Genomic DNA, 15294 nt, shown 5'->3' on the forward strand with positions numbered 1-15294 from the left:
ACCGCGACGCGCTCGTGAGCCGGGGCACCATCCTGATCACCGGCGCCAGCTCCGGGCTCGGCGCTGAGATGGCGCGCCAGTTCGCCACTCTGGGCTATGACCTCGGCCTGTGCGCGCGCCGCACCGAGCGGCTCGACGAATTGCGCGCCGAGATCCTCGCCGAACACCCTGATCGCGTTGTCTCGGTCAAGCGACTCGATGTCACCGACGACGCCGCGGTGTTCACCGTCTTCGACGAGTTCGCCGAGGAATTCGGCGCCATCGACCGTGTGATCGTCAATGCGGGCCTCGGAAAGGGCGCCCCACTCGGCACGGGCCATCACAAGGCCAACCGCGAGACGGCAGTGGTGAATTTCCTTGCCGCTCTCGCGCAGAGCGAAGCCGCGTTGACGATCTTCCGCGCGCAGGGGCGCGGCCACCTGGTGATGATCTCCTCGATCTCCGGCCTGCGCGGCATGCCCAAGACGCTCACCACCTACGCGGCCACCAAAGCGGGCGTCGCCGCGCTGGCCGAAGGCGTTCGGGCGGAAGCGATTCCGGGCGTCGACGTCTCGGTGATCTACCCCGGCTACATCCGCTCGGAGATGAACGACCGCGTCAAGCATCAGCCGAAGTTCATGGTGGACACCGAAACCGGCGTCCGTGCCATGGTCGCCGCGATCGAGAAGCGTCGCGCCAATGCCTACGTTCCCGGTTGGCCGTGGGTGCCGCTGGGTTTCGCGCTGCGGATACTGCCGCTGTCGGTGGTCCGCAAAATGATCTGAAACCAGCCCCGAACGCCCCGACCTCGAGGAGGGGCCGCCGCGCAGCGGCGGTTCGCGGCCGTCCCGTCGATCAGGTGCCGTTGCGTAGGCGACGAAGGAGCAAGCAACGGTGCCTGATCGACGGGACACAAGGGGCCGCGAACTCGAGCGCGCCAGCGCTCCAATACTACTGACGGGGCAGCAGGTGCTTTCCGTCCTTGTCCGTGGACAGCGCCAGCGAGCTGATGTACTGGATCTCGCCCTCGGGACCGGGCACCGCCGAGGCGATCATGTCCGGGCGCTCGAATTCCAGGCCGGTGACGTGGCAGGGCAGCAGATCGGCGGCGGGGTTGCCGTGCTCGTCGAACATCGGGACGTCGATGCCGTCGTCGGTGCGACGCAGGTAGTACTTGCCCTTCGTGGCGATCGCGGTGAGCGGCGTCGCGATGAAGGCGACCAGCACCGCGACCAGCGGTGAGTACGGCTTCAGCAGCTCACCGAACAGACCGAAGAAGGTCATGATCGACAGCACCGCCGACAGCCCGAAGCCGACCAGGCCGACCGGGTTGAAGTCGTAGAGCATGCCGCGCCGGAACTCCGGCACCTTCGGCGAGATCTTGAGCAGGTACTTGTTCACCGCGATATCGGTGGCCACGGTGACGATCCAGGCGATGCCGCAGTTGGCGTAGAAGCCGAGGATGCTGTTGAGGAAGTCGAACATGTTCGCTTCCATCAGGATCAGCGCGACCACCAGGTTCACCACCAGGAACACCAGGCGTCCCGGGTAGGTCTTGGTGACGCGGGTGTAGGAGTTGGTCCAGGCCAGCGAGCCGGAGTAGGCGTTGGTCACGTTGATCTTGACCTGGCTGATGACCACCAGCACCACGGCCAGCGTCATGGCCAGCCAGCCCGGCACCATGTCCTTGTAGATCTCCAGGAACTGGTGCACCGGCTGGTTCGCGATGCCCTGCGCAGCGGGCAGATTCGCGATCAGGTACACCGCGAGGAACAGGCCGACGACCTGCTTGGCCGCACCGAACAGCACCCAGCCGGGACCGGCGAGCAGCATCCAGCCCCACCACTTGGCCCGGTTCTCCGGGGTGCGGGGCGGCATGAAGCGCAGGTAATCGATCTGCTCGGCGATCTGGGCGATCAGCGACAGGCACACACCGGCGGCCAGCAGCGCGCCGGACACACTCACGCCCTGGCCGTCCTTACCGCCGTAGGCGAAGAACGAGCCGACCGAATCGGGGTGGTTGAGCAGCAGGAACCCGAACGGCGCCACCATCAGCAGCAGCCACAGGGGAGTGGTCCACACCTGCAGTTTGGCCAGGGTGTTCATCCCGTAGATGACCAGCGGGAAGATGATGATCGTGGAGGCCAGATAGCCCAGCCACAAGGGAATTCCGAGGCCCAATAACAGGCCCTGGGCCATGATCGACCCTTCGAGCGCGAAGAAGATGAAAGTGAACGACGCGAACACGATATTGGTGATCACGGAACCGTAGTAGCCGAATCCGCTACCGCGCGTGATCAGGTCGAGATCGATGTTGTAGCGCGCCGCGTAATAAGCGAGCGGAAATCCGGTGAGCATCACCACCACGGCGAAGATACCGATGCCGATCAGGGCGTTTCCGGTGCCGTGCGCGATGCCGATATTCGCGCCGATCGCGAAATCGGCCAGGTAGGCGATGCCGCCGAGGGCGGAAATGCCGACGACCGCGGGGCTCCATTTGCGGTAGCTCCGCGGGGCGAAACGCAGCGTGTAGTCCTCGAGTGTTTCTTTGGCGGCGGTATCCGCTCCAGCCATTTCCGTCTCTCCTTCATCCGCTGCCGCCCGTAACCGGCGACTCACAGACGGTCCTGCATAGATGTAGACATGAATTTTCCTTTCCGTTACGCCGCTGTTACGCAGCCCGATGGTGACCGGGGTCACCGAAACGGCCCCGCAAAAACAAGCACGCGTGTATGTTTTTGAACGGAAGGCGAGCGTCAGGAGACGAGAGTGTTCGAATGGTCCGAGACCGATCTGATGATCCGCGACGCCGTACGGGCGTTCATCGACAAGGAGGTCCGGCCGAATCTGGACGCGCTCGACAGCGGTGAGATGCTGCCGTACCCCGTCCTGCGAAAGCTGTTCAGCCAGTTCGGGATCGACGCGATGGGCGAGGACGCCGTCGCGAAGATGCTCGCCAAGGAGGCGGGCGGATCCGAGAAGAAATCTCCCAGCCCGTTCGGTGATCAGCAGTCGATGATGGCGGTGCTGATCAGCGAATTGTCCGGTGTCTGCATGGGTTTGGTTTCCGCGCTCGGTGTGAGCATCGGGCTGGGTGCCACCACGATCATGTCGCGCGGCACGCTGGCGCAGAAGCAGCGCTGGCTGGCCGACATCGTCACCCTGCGCAAGGTGGCGTCCTGGGCGATCACCGAACCCGATTCCGGCTCGGATGCGTTCGGCGGCATGCAGACTCGCGTCGAGCGCGACGGCGAGGACTACATCCTCAACGGTCAGAAGACCTTCATCACCAACGGCCCGTGCGCCGACGTGATGATCGTCTACGCCAAGCTCGACGAGCGTGACGGCGTCGACAAGCGCGACCGCAAGGTGCTCACCTTCGTGCTCGACAAGGGCATGGAAGGCCTCACCCAGGGCAAACCGTTCAAGAAGATGGGCCTGCACTCCTCACCGACCGGCGAGTTGTTCTTCGACAACGTGCGGCTCGGCAAGGATCGCTTGCTCGGTGAGACCGAGGAGCACCAGGGCGGCGACGGAAGAGAAAGCGCCAGAGCGAGTTTCACCGCCGAGCGGATCGGCGTCGGGTTCATGGCACTGGGCGTGATCGACGAATGTCACCGGCTCTGTGTCGATTACGCGCGCAACCGCACGCTGTGGGGTCAGGAGATCGGGCGCTTCCAGCTGATCCAGCTCAAGCTGGCCAAGATGGAAGTGGCACGAATCAATGTGCAGAACATGGTGTTCAACGTGCTCGAGCGGGCTCGCGCGGGTAAGCCGCCGAGCCTGGCCGAGGCGTCGGCGATGAAGCTGTACTGCTCCGAGGCCGCGACCGAGGTGGCGATGGAGGCGGTGCAGCTGTTCGGCGGCAACGGGTACATGAGCGAGTACCGGGTCGAGCAGCTGGCTCGTGACGCGAAGTCGCTGATGATCTACGCGGGCAGCAACGAGATCCAGGTGACCCACATCGCCAAGGGTCTGCTCGGCAAGTAGTACTACCGCCGACCCCGGCCGCGAACAGTGTTGTCGCGGTCGGGGTTTCGCGTGCTCACACCGCGCGCAGATGCCCGCGGCTGGCGTAGATGTGCTCGGCGATCAGGGTGGCGATCCGATCCGGTGCCTCCAGCATCGGCACGTGCCCCACCCCGTGCACCAGGATGCGATCCGCTGACTCGGGCAGTTCGCGCAGGTAGCGGGTGGCGTACACGCTGTTGGGGATGATCCGGTCGTACTCGGCGAGCAGCATCCGGATCGGCGTGCTCAGCTCGCCCAGATCGTCCATGCCCGGCGCGCGCAGGCTGCCGAGGATCAGCGGGAGCATCGCGTCGCAGTGCAGGACCGCGGTGAGCGTGGTCGCGATCTCCCGGCGGGCGACGGCGCTGGTGCGCTTGGTGATCAGCATCGCGGCCGCCTGTTGGACGATCACGTTGTTGACCGCCAGCTCGCCCAGCAGCTTGCCGACTTCGATGAACGGGATCAGCGAGGCGAACTTGAGCCCGATCCTGACCTGGCTCAGCGACGGCGAAGCCCAGCCGCCCGCCGCGGCGATCGTGGTGAGCGTGCGTGCCCGGCCGCGTCGCGCCAGCTCCAGCCCCACCCAGCCGCCGAGCGAATTGCCCGCGATGTGGCAGGTGCGCCAGCCGAGCTCGTCGAGCTGATCTTCGATCTGATCCGCGAGCGCGTACACATCCAGGGCCCAGCCCTCGACCTTCGGACCACCCCAGTGCCCGGCGAACGCGGGCGCGTACACCTCACAGTTCGCCGACATCCGCTGCGCGACCTGTTCCCAGCAGTGTGGCGACAGCAGGAACCCGTGCAACAGCAGGACCGGGTCGCCGGACCCGATATGCAGCGCCGCGACGGGCGCTGGGCGGGCGGTGGACTTGGCGGTGCGTGACGTCATCGTCATCACCCCTTCCTGGACGACGGTGTCCGGGGGAGTATCCCTCCTGCATTGTACGGTCGTACGGTGCCGATAATCCTCTCCACTGTGAATGTCAACGGGGTTCGTGCCGCTTCGACCAAGGGCATGCTGGCCTGGTTGGCCGCGACCGAAGCCGACATCGTCTGCCTGCAGGAGACCAGGGCGACCGACGCGCAGACCGCGGCGGCGCTGGCCCCCGCGCTGGACGCCGGGTGGGTGCTCTCCCATGCCGAGCCGGAATCCAAGGGCCGCGCGGGCGTGGGAATCCTGTCGCGGCGCGCGCCCGATGCGGTCCGGATCGGCTTCGGCAGTACCGAGTTCGCGGACTCGGGCCGATACATCGAAGCCGATTTCGACGACATCACCGCGGCGAGCGTCTACGTGCACTCGGGGGAGGAGAACACCCCGAAGCAGGACGAGAAGTACCGGTTCATGGCCGAGTTCGGCGCCTACCTGAAGTCGCGCACCGGCGAGTTCGTGGTGAGCGGCGACTGGAACATCGCCCCCGCCGAGGTCGACCTCAAGAACTGGAAGGGCAACCAGAAGTCGGCCGGCTTCCTGCCCGAGGAACGCGCCTGGATCGCCGATCTGCTCGCCGCGGGCTACGTCGACGTGGTCCGCGCGCTGCATCCGGACGTCGCAGGGCCCTACAGCTGGTGGTCCTACCGCGGCCGCGCCTTCGACAACGACTCCGGGTGGCGCATCGACTACCAGCTGGCCCTCGGTGAGCTGACCGGTCGCGCCAAGCAGGCCGTCGTCGAACGCGCTGATGCCTACGACCAGCGCTGGTCCGACCACGCGCCCGTTACTGTCCAGTATCGATGAAACTCTCACGCAAGACTCTCAGCCTGCTCGGCGGACTCGTCCTTGTTCTGGCGGCCATCGGCCTCACCCTGTTCGGCGGTCGCGGTACCGACAGCACCACCACCGCGACCAGCACGAAGGCGGTCGCCGGGATCACCACGACGGTCGGTGCGCCGAAACCTGGTCCACCCGCCGGGAATTCGTCGGCCTCGCCGGTCACCAAGACCGCGGGTGTGCCCGATCGTGCCTACGCGACCCTCGTCGAAATCGATGCCGGTCGCTGGCCCGGCTCGGCCAACGCGCAGGGCACCAAAGGTGGCGAGCAGTTCATGAACCGGGGAACCAAACTGCCGCCCAAGGATTCGGCGGGCAAAGCGGTGAAGTACCAGGAATGGGATGTGAATCCCAAGCAGCCCAACCGTGGTCGTGACGCCGAACGCATCGTCACCGGCAGCGACGGCTCCGCCTGGTACACCGGCGACCACTACGACACCTTCACCGGGATGCGCTGATGACTCCGCGAATGACGCTGTCGCAGTTCCTTGCTCGGCCCGACGCCGAAGCACCGGCCGCCACCACGGCACCGGTGCTCGGCGCGTTGGCGGTGGATGCCAACCAGTTCAGCGGCGTCCGCTACGACGCCCCCGCCGACTACCGCGTCCGCGAACTGCGCGGCACCAAGATGCGCACCATGGCGGAACTGTTCGACGAATTCGCCGCGTCCTTCCAGTTCCCGTACTACTTCGGCGCGAACAAGGACGCCTTCGACGAATGCCTGCGCGACCTGGACGATTTCGTCGGCGACGCCCCCGGTTACGTGGTGGTGGTGCGCACCGCCGACGACCTGCTCGCCGCCGAACCCACCGAACGCGCCTGGTTCGACGCGACCATGCGTGATTGCGCCGCCTACTGGACCCGTCGCGATGTGGCCTTTCGTGTTGTCCTGCAAGGTGATCCGGAAACCTTCGGCGCGGTCGCACTGACCGATTGATCGACGCTGCCATCGGAATTGGTGGCTGCTCTCGCGTTGCCGACCCGCTTAGCGTTCTCGCCGAGTGGCCTCGGCGGCCGCCGAACGAGGGAGCACGATGAAGCGAGTACTGGTGGGCGCGAGCATACTTGCCGCTTGTGGCGATCGCCTGGTTGTCCAACGGCTCGTCGCAGCCGTGCGTCAGCCCCGCCCCGATGTGCTAGCGACGCCGGCGGCTCACCGACCAGGCCGCGCGTCCGTATTGTCCCTTTGGGTCGTTCGCGCGGCTAAGGTCTAGTGCTGGTGCGTCGAGGTCCGGCGGATCGGGATGGAGCTGCACCGTGCGTTTCGCGAAGTTGATGGGTCTGGCGACGGCGGGAGCGATCGGACTACTGCCGCTGGCTGTTCCGGCGTTCGCCGCCCCGACGGACTCCCAGTTCGCGCCGACCATGCTGGTACTCGACGCCTCTGGTTCGATGCTGGCCGCAGACCCCGGCGGCGGCACCAAGATGGACGCGGCGAAGACAGCGGTTCGCAGTTTCGTGCAGTCCGCGCCCACCGCGGCGAAGGTCGGGCTGTCGGTCTACGGCACGGGCACCGGCTCCACCGATGCGGAGAAGCTCGCGGGATGCCGTGATGTCTCGGTGCTGCAACCGGCGGAGACCATCGACAAGCCTGCGCTGACAACGGCTGTCGACAACATCACGCCGAGCGGCTTCACCCCGATCGGCACCGCGCTGCGCACCGCGGCGGCTGCCCTGCCGACCGAGGGGCCGCGTTCGATCGTGCTGGTCTCCGACGGCCTCGATACCTGCGCACCGCCCGATCCGTGCGAGGTCGCGCGCGAACTCAGCGGCCAAGGCGCCGAAATCGTCGTGCACGCCATCGGTTTCGGTGTCGACGACGCCTCCCGCGCCCAGCTAACCTGCATCGCGGAAACCACCGGCGGCACCTACAATGACGCCGCCGACGGCAAAGCTCTCGAACAGGTGCTGCCGCGCGTGAGCACCGATGCGCTGCGGGAATACGCGTCGGCGGGCACGCCCGTCGAAGGCGCCGACGGCTACCAGAGCGCACCGCTGGTCGTACCGGGGCAGTACCTCGACACCATCGGGCACAAGAAGCCGCGCTACTACGCCGTCGTCGTTCCAGAGGGCGCGACCGCCTACTTCAGCGGCACGGTGTCCTTTCCGCTCGGCGAGGATGCCGAGCGTGCCAACAACAGCTTGTACCTGCGCGTATTCGGTGCGGAAGGCAAGGACTGCAACGTCTTCGAACATGAGAGCGCCGTGCGATCCACCGATGGGGTGGCGCTCACGGTCAGCTCGACATGGACCGGCGCGACCGAAGCCGAAGACGGCACAGCGCGCACCGACAAATGCAAGGGCGGCGGTCGGTACTACTTCACCGTGGAATGGGCCGGTGTCGCAGACAGCGCGCCGCCGACATTGCCGCTGGAATTGAATGTCGCCGTCGAACCGGGCGTCACCGATGCGGGCCCGGTGGCCGAACCCGAACCGGTGCCGTTCACCGCGCCGAGCAGTCCGGTCGAACCGGTGACCGGCGGCGGCTCGTTCAACGTGGCCACCGCGCTCGACGGGCCCGGTGTCTACAGCGACACCTTGCAGCGCGGCGAGTTCGTCTTCTACAAGGTGAAAATCGACTGGGGCCAGGGATTGGCGTACCGGGTGCGGTTCCTCGAGAGCCCGGGTCGCGGCCTCGACAACGTCTCGCCGGTCACCACGACGCTGTACAGCCCGTACCGCAAGGAGATCGACAGCGAATTCTCGTCCTATAACGGTTCGCCGGACACCGTGCCGACCAACAAGGAAGCCTTGGCCATCCCCGAGGTCCGCTATCTCAACCGCGAATCCGCGGAGAAAGAGGTGTCGGAGAACGCGCTCGCCGGTTGGTACTACATCGCCGTGCAGGCGGCTCCGACCGTGCACGACCGCGGTGCCGTCCGTCCCGTGCCCATCGAGCTGGACCTGGCGGTGACCGGAACACCGGAGCCGGGCCCCACCTATCGGGCAGTGTCCGGGTCCACCGCGAGCCCCGCCGTGCCCGATACCGCACAGACCGCGGACGACAACTCCACGCCACTGCTCGGGATCGGCATCGCAGTCATCGCGTTCGTCGTCGTGTGCGGCGGCGTCATCGCGTTCGTCCTGCTGCGCAAGCGCGGTCGCCGATAGCGGCAGGCTCGGCGATGCCACCGGAATTGACGGCTCCCACCCCGCTATCTGCGGCGTTTATCGTTCTCACCGCGCGGCTGCGGAGGCCGCTGGTGAGGAGAACACGATGAAGCGAATCTTTGCGAGCGCGGGCATTGCCGCCGCGATCATGATGTCGGGCGCCGCGGTGGCCTCGGCCGATGCGATGACGGCGCCGGTAGCCGGGCCCGCGATCGGATCGTCCGACGGTGCGCTGATCGATGTGCTGTTGCGGCAGATCGGGCTCGGTTCGAGTCAGCCGTGCGACGGGGTCATGCTCGATACGTGCGTCCCCATCGGCGCCGCGAGCGCGCCGCAGGCGGTGCCGGTGGCCGACAGCGGATCGGCGCTGATGACACCGGAGGCCGTGTTGGGCATCAATCAGGCGCTCGCCTGGTTGTACAACGGCTCGTCGGAGCCATGCGTCAGCTTCGGCCCGAACTGCGCGTGGGAATGAGGCAGGCTGTCTGCCCGAGCTAGCGGTAGCGGTCGGCCAGGTCGTCGCCGAGTAGCACGAACACCTCGGTGATCTGGTCGACCAATTCCTCGCGTGTCATCGCGAGGTCGCCTGCCAACCAGGCGGTGAGCGTCTGGACCAGCCCGCCGACCAGGTAGAGGGCCCGGAAGTCGACGACCGCTTCCGGGGCCGTCGCACCGTAGAAACCGGTGCCCTCGGCCGCGACGAGTCGGGCGAACGCGCTCACCGTGCGGGCGGTGTGGGCCCGCAACTCCGGCGTCGCCGCGCTCGTGATGAGGGCCGCGCGGCCCTTGCGCGGGTCATCGGTCAGTACCGCGATACCCGCGCTGATCGCGGCGTGCGCCTGCCCGCGACTGTCCTTGACCGCGGCGGCGAGGGCGAGCGCGATGGCCGCGGTCAATTCCTCGGCAATCCGATCGAGGAGCGCCTCCAGCACCGCGTCCCGATTCGGAAAGCTCTCGTAGTAATACCGCTCGTTGAGGCCTGCGCGGGCGCACAGCCCGGCGACGGTGAGCTTGGTCTGCCCGTCGGAGGCGATAATGTCGAGCGCCGCGTCCAGCAGTGCGCCGCGCCGCTGTGTTTGCCGCTCCCGCGCCGAAACGCCACCGTATGTCCGCTGTGCTGCCACGGTTCCCATTGTGCGTGTCGCCGCCCTCCGGCAGTCATTTGGTAGAGGCTCTTGCCAGAATATCAATTCTGGGGGATTCTATTGCCAGATGCACTCGACGAGGAGACGCAGCATGGCCACCAGGCACCGTGAACCCGGGTATTTCGCCGACGATTCGATGATCAGGCGGGTGATGAGCAAGCGCGCGGTCGGTCTGACCTACGGCGTGCGGGCGTTGGTGATCGGCGCGGTGCATCCGCTGCTGTTCGTCGGCACCAGCGAACACACCGCCCATCGGGAGACCCCGTACACCCGGCTGGCTATCACCGGCGCCCTGTTCGAGGCGGTGTTCCTCGGCAGCAAGGCCGAGGCCGATCGCGCGCTGGCCTTCACCCGGCGCAAGCACGATGCGGTGGTCGGTACGCTGCCCGAAGACGCGGGCGCCCACCATCCGGCGGGCACCGCCTACGCGGCCCACGACCCGCACCTGATGTTCATGACCATGGCCTTCACCTTCGACTCGGCCGAGGCGATGTACGACCGCCTGGTCCGCGAACTCACCGCCACCGAGCGCGAAGACCTCTACCAGGACTACGTTCGCTGGGGCGAACTGTTCGGCATGCCACGTGACGCCGCGCCCGCCGACTATCCGGCCTTCCGCCGCTACTTCGACAACTACCTGAACTCGACCGAACTGTTCCTCACCGACGAGGCCGAACTGGTCGGTTCCTATCTCGCGGGCCACCGCAAGGCGTATCGACTGCGCCCACCTGCCGAACAGGTCGGCACCGCGCTCTATCTGCTGGTCCAGGGCAGCCTGCCGCCACGGATCCGGCAGATGTACGGCATCGAATGGGGGATTTCCGACGAGCTCGCCCATCGCGCGCTGTGCCGCAGCATCCGCACCGCCCATTTCGCCCCACCGCTGGCACCGCGGGTGCTGGCGGGCACCCTCGCCGGGCCGAGCGCCCCGTCCTACCAGCTACTGGCCCGTCGCGAACAGCGCATGGTGAAGACGGGCCACCCGAGCATGCCCGGTGTCGATCCGCGCAACTGGGTGCAGCGAAATACCGCTTGATGGGCATGGAAAGATTCGGGGTATGTCCAGTCCTGCCCCGGCCGCGACGGCCGAACGTAAGCAGCGGGTGCTGTCGGGCATCCAGCCCACCAGCGACTCCTTCCACCTCGGCAACTACCTGGGTGCGCTGCAGTACTGGGTGACGATGCAGGACGAGTACGACGCGCTGTACTTCATTCCGGATATGCACGCGATCACCGTCAGCCAGGATCCCAAGGCGCTGCGCGCGCGCACCAAATCCGCCGCCGCCCAGCTGCTCGCGCTCGGCATCGACCCCGCCAAGTCCACCCTGTTCGTGCAGAGTCAGGTGCCCGAGCACGCCGAGCTGTCCTGGGTGCTGAGCTGTATCACCGGTTTCGGTGAGGCGGGCCGGATGACCCAGTTCAAGGACAAGTCGGTCAAGCAGGGCGCCGACAACGCGACCGTCGGCCTGTTCACCTACCCCGTCCTGATGGCCGCCGACATCCTGCTCTACCGCCCGCATCAGGTACCGGTCGGTGAGGACCAGCGTCAGCACCTCGAGCTGACCCGAAACCTGGCCCAGCGCTTCAACACTCGCTACAAGAAGACCTTCGTCGTGCCAGAGCCGCACATCGTCAAGGGCACCGCGAAGATCTACGATCTGCAGGATCCGACGGCGAAGATGAGCAAGTCGGCCTCCAGCGACGCCGGGCTGATCAACCTCCTGGATGACCCGAAGATCACCGCCAAGCGGGTGCGTTCGGCGGTCACCGACACCGAACGCGAGATCCGCTACGACCCGGAGAACAAGGCGGGCGTGAGCAATCTGCTGGTGATCCTGAGCTCGCTGCGCGAAACCCCGATCGTCGACCTCGAGGTGAATTTCGAGGGCAAGGGCTACGGTGATCTCAAGGCCGAGGTGGCCGACGCGCTGGTCGAATTCGTGACGCCCGTGCAGAAGAAGGTGCAGGAGTATCTGTCCGATCAGGCAGAACTGGACCGGATCCTGGCCGCGGGTGCCGAGCGAGCGCGTGAGATCGCAGGCAACACACTTGCTCAGGTGTACGACCGGGTTGGTTTCCTCGCTCGCTGACCCGTTGCGCACCTGAGGTTTTCGCTGAAGGGGCGCGTGTCATGCAGTTGATCGACAACATCTCGGCAGCCGTCGAGAAGCAGATCGGGCGCAGGCCCTGGCTGGATCATCTGGTCAGGGCCGGCGGGCGGTTCCAGAAACAGCGCGGTGACTTCTATGCCGCGGGTATCACGTATTTCACTGTGCTGTCGCTGTTTCCGCTGCTGATGGTCGCGTTCTCGGTGGCCGGATTCATTCTGGCCGGACACCCGGACCTCCTGGCCGATCTGCAAGCCAAGGTCATCGAGAACATCCCGGGTTCGTTCGGCACCCAGATCAATGACCTCATCGACCAGGCCTTGAAGTCGCGCGGCACGGTCGGCGTCATCGGCCTGCTCGTCGGCTTCTACACCGGGCTCGGCTGGATCGCGAACCTGCGCGCGGCGCTGACCGAGCAGTGGGAGAGTCAGAGTCCCGAAAAGCCCTGGTGGCTAGCCAAACTGTCGGATATCGGTGCGTTGTTCGGCCTCGGTCTGGCCTTCGTCGTGTCGCTGGGGTTGTCGGCGATCGCCGCGAGCGGGCTGGGCAAGCGGGTGCTCGAACTGCTCGGGGCAGATCATCTGCTCGGGGCGTCGCTGGTCCTGCGGCTGGTGTCGATCGCGCTCGGGTTGCTCGCGTCGTGGGCGGTGTTCGCGTGGATGATCGCGCGCTTGCCACGCGAGCCGGTGTCCTTGCGCAGCGCGGCGCGGGCGGCGGTGCTCGGGGCGATCGCCTTCGAGATCTTCAAGATCATCGGTGCGATCTATCTGCGTGCGGTGCTGTCGAGCCCGGCTGGTGCGACGTTCGGGTCGATCATCGGTCTGATGGTGTTCACCTATATGACCTACCGAATCCTGCTGTTCGCGACGGCGTGGGCGGCGACGTCGTCGGACAACGAACGTGCTGCCACCGTCGCGCCGCCGGACGCTGTGGTCATCCGGCCGAGGGTGGTCGACCACGGGATGTCGACCGGGGCCGGCGCCGCCTACTTCGGGGCAGGAGCGGTCGCGGCGATCGCGTTGCTGGTGGTCGGCAAACGCAGGTAGCGCTAACGCTTAGGCGGCCGGTCGGCACGGCGGCCGAGATCGCTCAGCAAGGTGTCGAGGGAATCGATATCGTCCCAGCCGTTGACCGAGATCATGCCGTCCGCGCCGACCCGAACCTCGACCCGGTCTGGGAGAGTAGTGAATTCGAGTTCGCGGTAGCGGTCGGTGAGCGCGCGCAGCCCTTGGTTCGTCGAGCCGATCCAGGGACGTTGGTGGTCGATGAGGTCGGCGCGGTACGGACCGTCGGCGAGCAGGTCGGTGTGGGCGAGCAGTTCCGCGATATCGGGGCGCTCCAGGGCCCACTCCCGCAGGTCGGCGTAGTCGTAGCCGGTGAAGGTCATCACCGAGAGGTTGCGTGCCCGCGCCGCGGCCGCGACAACGGCCAGCGGTGCCGCCTGCTCGAACGGTTCCCCGCCGAGGAGAGTGATCCCCTGCACTCCCGCGTTCACCGCGTCGTCGAGCAATGCCCGCGACCAATCACGCACCGCGACAACGGAACCGCCCGCAGCGGCCCACAGGTGTGGATTGAAACAGCCGGGACAGCGAATGGCGCAGCCCTGCACCCAGATCGCCGTGCGGCGGCCCGGACCCTCCGCTTCGGTGACCGTGAGCACGCGCGCCAACCGCAGCGTCTCCGGCGACGTGGCCGCGGGGATCACAGGTCCAGCCTTCGGCCCATGCTCGGCGTGGCACGAGTCGGCGCCGCGTCGGCGAAGTCGAGGCGGTCGGTAATACGCACCAGCTCATGGGGTTTCAGCCCGGCGGCGGCCGCGAAATCGCGGACGTCGCGGAACCCGCCGCTGCGCTCCCTGGCCGCCAGGACCGCCGTCGCCGCGCCCGTGGACAGGCCCAACGTCGCCAGTTCAGGTGCTCCCGCGTTGTTGACGGCGACCCGTGTCGACGTCTTCGCCAGGACGGGCGGTGCCGACACCGGCGTCGGACGGGCGCTCGGTGGCACCGACACCGGCGGTTGCGGGGTACTCGTGGGTGGACCCCAGAACTGCCGTGGATCCACGCCGACCCAGTCCGGAGCGGCAGATCGGTCGGTCGCGCCGGGGTAGACAGGCACCAACGGCTGCCGTTGTTCGGTCTGCGCCAGCTTGTGCAGGTAGTGCGGGCGCGCGAGCAGCGCATGGGTGATTCCGGCGAGCCACACCGCGATCAGCAGTCCCGCGCCCCAATCGGAGTAGGCCTGCTGGGTGGCGGTCGGCGGCGTCGCTCCCGCGGCTACTTCGGACTCGGTCGGACCGGACATGCCCATCAGCACGATGGCGCCGACTATGCCGATCAGATAGACGACCGCGCTGATCGTCCAGATACGGGTCTTGGTCCGCGCCCCGATGAAGAGAAAACTCGTCCAGGTGAGCAGGCCGCAGGCGAAGGCAGGCAGCACCCACAGGCTGTGGGTGATCCGCCAATTCCGGGTGCCGGGTAGGGGGCCGGTCACCAGTGGCCGTCCAGGCGATCCGGCTGTGGCTCGACGGCCTGGGGCCGCACGGTCGCGGATTCCGAGCGCCACCAATCCTGGGTGTAGTCGCTGTCGACGGTCATGGCGTCGAGCATGTCCTCCAGCGCGTGCACATACGGGAGGCATTCCTGGCCGAGGGCGTCGTGGGTAACGGCGGCGACCGTGCCGTCCGGCCCGACGGTCAGCGTGATGCGAACAGGGTTGGCGCTCATCGGTTCACCTCCAGCACGACCGTCACGGACGCGTCGTTGTTCGCCGTTTCCGAGACCAAGGTCATCCCGGCCCGTGGCGCACGCTCGCGCACCTTGTGCAGGACCTCGGCCTGCACGCGGCGCCCATAGGCCGCGTCGACGGTCATGATCGAGGCGATACACCGCTGCTCGTCGGCGGTACCGGTGAAGTGGGCCTGCCAGATGCCGTCGCCGTCGCGGCTCAGCTGTGCTGCCAGCTCCGCCCATTCGACATCGATCGAGTCGGGGCCGGTGGCGGTGACCCGGCCGCCGGTGTCGCCGAGGGCGAGCACGAGCAGTCGTGGGTCGCGAAGCCGAGTCGATACCGTGCAGGTGGTGGCAGCCGGCGAGCTGTGCGTAGCTGCCGCCTTCGCGACAGCGCCGATCGCGATCGGCAACAGGATCAGGGATACGCTCATGCCCGCAGT

The 15294-nt window shown here is 66.9% G+C and carries 17 protein-coding genes; 10 read left to right on the forward strand and 7 right to left on the reverse strand.

Annotated elements, in window-relative coordinates; all coding sequences use genetic code 11:
• Nucleotides 1–14 precede the first annotated feature (14 nt).
• Entirely contained in the window at nt 15–764 is a 750-nt protein-coding gene (locus tag ACWZHB_RS33445) for an SDR family oxidoreductase (RefSeq protein WP_427905669.1), read from the forward strand.
• Between the two features lie 166 nt (nt 765–930).
• On the opposite strand, the gene ACWZHB_RS33450 is transcribed toward ACWZHB_RS33445, so the two are convergent.
• The gene (locus ACWZHB_RS33450) at nt 931–2553 is read right to left on the reverse strand and encodes a purine-cytosine permease family protein (protein ID WP_427905670.1); all 1623 of its coding nucleotides are present in this window, start codon (nt 2551–2553) and stop codon (nt 931–933) included.
• Nucleotides 2554–2748: 195 nt separating this feature from the next.
• Here ACWZHB_RS33450 and ACWZHB_RS33455 point away from each other — a divergent pair, with 195 nt between their 5' ends.
• Nucleotides 2749–3969: an acyl-CoA dehydrogenase family protein gene (locus ACWZHB_RS33455; RefSeq protein ID WP_427905671.1), complete on the forward strand. Its 1221-nt coding sequence runs from the start codon at nt 2749–2751 to the stop codon at nt 3967–3969.
• Between the two features lie 55 nt (nt 3970–4024).
• Here ACWZHB_RS33455 and ACWZHB_RS33460 read toward each other — a convergent pair whose 3' ends face one another.
• Nucleotides 4025–4879: an alpha/beta fold hydrolase gene (locus ACWZHB_RS33460; protein WP_427905672.1), complete on the reverse strand. Its 855-nt coding sequence runs from the start codon at nt 4877–4879 to the stop codon at nt 4025–4027.
• A 66-nt stretch (nt 4880–4945) separates the two neighbouring features.
• Here ACWZHB_RS33460 and ACWZHB_RS33465 point away from each other — a divergent pair, with 66 nt between their 5' ends.
• The 5 genes from ACWZHB_RS33465 to ACWZHB_RS33485 all read left to right on the forward strand — a co-directional run bounded on the left by ACWZHB_RS33465 (nt 4946) and on the right by ACWZHB_RS33485 (nt 9344).
• Nucleotides 4946–5725: an exodeoxyribonuclease III gene (locus ACWZHB_RS33465; RefSeq protein WP_427905673.1), complete on the forward strand. Its 780-nt coding sequence runs from the start codon at nt 4946–4948 to the stop codon at nt 5723–5725.
• Nucleotides 5722–6216 (forward strand): ribonuclease domain-containing protein, encoded by a 495-nt coding sequence (locus tag ACWZHB_RS33470; protein ID WP_427905674.1) that lies wholly within the window; start codon nt 5722–5724, stop codon nt 6214–6216. Before ACWZHB_RS33465 ends, ACWZHB_RS33470 begins: the two co-directional genes overlap by 4 nt.
• Nucleotides 6216–6695, forward strand: a complete 480-nt coding sequence (locus tag ACWZHB_RS33475) for a barstar family protein (RefSeq protein ID WP_427905675.1) — start codon at nt 6216–6218, stop codon at nt 6693–6695. Before ACWZHB_RS33470 ends, ACWZHB_RS33475 begins: the two co-directional genes overlap by 1 nt.
• 320 nt (nt 6696–7015) lie before the next feature.
• On the forward strand, nt 7016–8869 hold the full coding sequence (locus ACWZHB_RS33480; RefSeq protein WP_427905676.1) for a vWA domain-containing protein: 1854 nt from the start codon (nt 7016–7018) through the stop codon (nt 8867–8869).
• Between the two features lie 106 nt (nt 8870–8975).
• Nucleotides 8976–9344 (forward strand): hypothetical protein, encoded by a 369-nt coding sequence (locus tag ACWZHB_RS33485; RefSeq protein WP_427905677.1) that lies wholly within the window; start codon nt 8976–8978, stop codon nt 9342–9344.
• 19 nt (nt 9345–9363) lie between these two features.
• Here ACWZHB_RS33485 and ACWZHB_RS33490 read toward each other — a convergent pair whose 3' ends face one another.
• Nucleotides 9364–10002, reverse strand: a complete 639-nt coding sequence (locus tag ACWZHB_RS33490; RefSeq protein ID WP_427905678.1) for a TetR/AcrR family transcriptional regulator — start codon at nt 10000–10002, stop codon at nt 9364–9366.
• A gap of 103 nt (nt 10003–10105) precedes the next feature.
• On the opposite strand from ACWZHB_RS33490, the gene ACWZHB_RS33495 reads away from it, so the two are divergent.
• From ACWZHB_RS33495 to yhjD, 3 genes are read left to right on the forward strand one after another with little or no spacing between them, the layout of a single operon-like run.
• Entirely contained in the window at nt 10106–11050 is a 945-nt protein-coding gene (locus ACWZHB_RS33495) for an oxygenase MpaB family protein (RefSeq protein ID WP_427905679.1), read from the forward strand.
• Between the two features lie 22 nt (nt 11051–11072).
• Complete coding sequence (trpS, locus tag ACWZHB_RS33500) at nt 11073–12104, forward strand: tryptophan--tRNA ligase (RefSeq protein WP_427905680.1); 1032 nt, start codon at nt 11073–11075, stop codon at nt 12102–12104.
• Between the two features lie 41 nt (nt 12105–12145).
• Nucleotides 12146–13168 (forward strand): inner membrane protein YhjD, encoded by a 1023-nt coding sequence (gene yhjD, locus ACWZHB_RS33505; protein WP_427905681.1) that lies wholly within the window; start codon nt 12146–12148, stop codon nt 13166–13168.
• Nucleotides 13169–13170: 2 nt separating this feature from the next.
• Here yhjD and ACWZHB_RS33510 read toward each other — a convergent pair whose 3' ends face one another.
• Genes ACWZHB_RS33510 through ACWZHB_RS33525 form a run of 4 tightly spaced genes read right to left on the reverse strand, consistent with a single transcriptional unit; the run spans nt 13171 to nt 15285 of the window.
• Nucleotides 13171–13827, reverse strand: coding sequence for a 4Fe-4S single cluster domain-containing protein (locus tag ACWZHB_RS33510; RefSeq protein ID WP_427905682.1), 657 nt, complete (start codon nt 13825–13827; stop codon nt 13171–13173).
• Nucleotides 13824–14615 (reverse strand): ComEA family DNA-binding protein, encoded by a 792-nt coding sequence (locus ACWZHB_RS33515; protein ID WP_427905683.1) that lies wholly within the window; start codon nt 14613–14615, stop codon nt 13824–13826. The genes ACWZHB_RS33510 and ACWZHB_RS33515 overlap by 4 nt, the downstream gene beginning before the upstream one ends.
• The gene (locus ACWZHB_RS33520) at nt 14612–14848 is read right to left on the reverse strand and encodes a DUF2997 domain-containing protein (RefSeq protein WP_427905684.1); all 237 of its coding nucleotides are present in this window, start codon (nt 14846–14848) and stop codon (nt 14612–14614) included. Before ACWZHB_RS33520 ends, ACWZHB_RS33515 begins: the two co-directional genes overlap by 4 nt.
• Nucleotides 14845–15285, reverse strand: a complete 441-nt coding sequence (locus ACWZHB_RS33525) for a hypothetical protein (RefSeq protein ID WP_427905685.1) — start codon at nt 15283–15285, stop codon at nt 14845–14847. The genes ACWZHB_RS33520 and ACWZHB_RS33525 overlap by 4 nt, the downstream gene beginning before the upstream one ends.
• Between the last annotated feature and the right edge of the window lie 9 nt (nt 15286–15294).

It is taken from the genome of Nocardia sp. FBN12 (assembly GCF_054031145.1).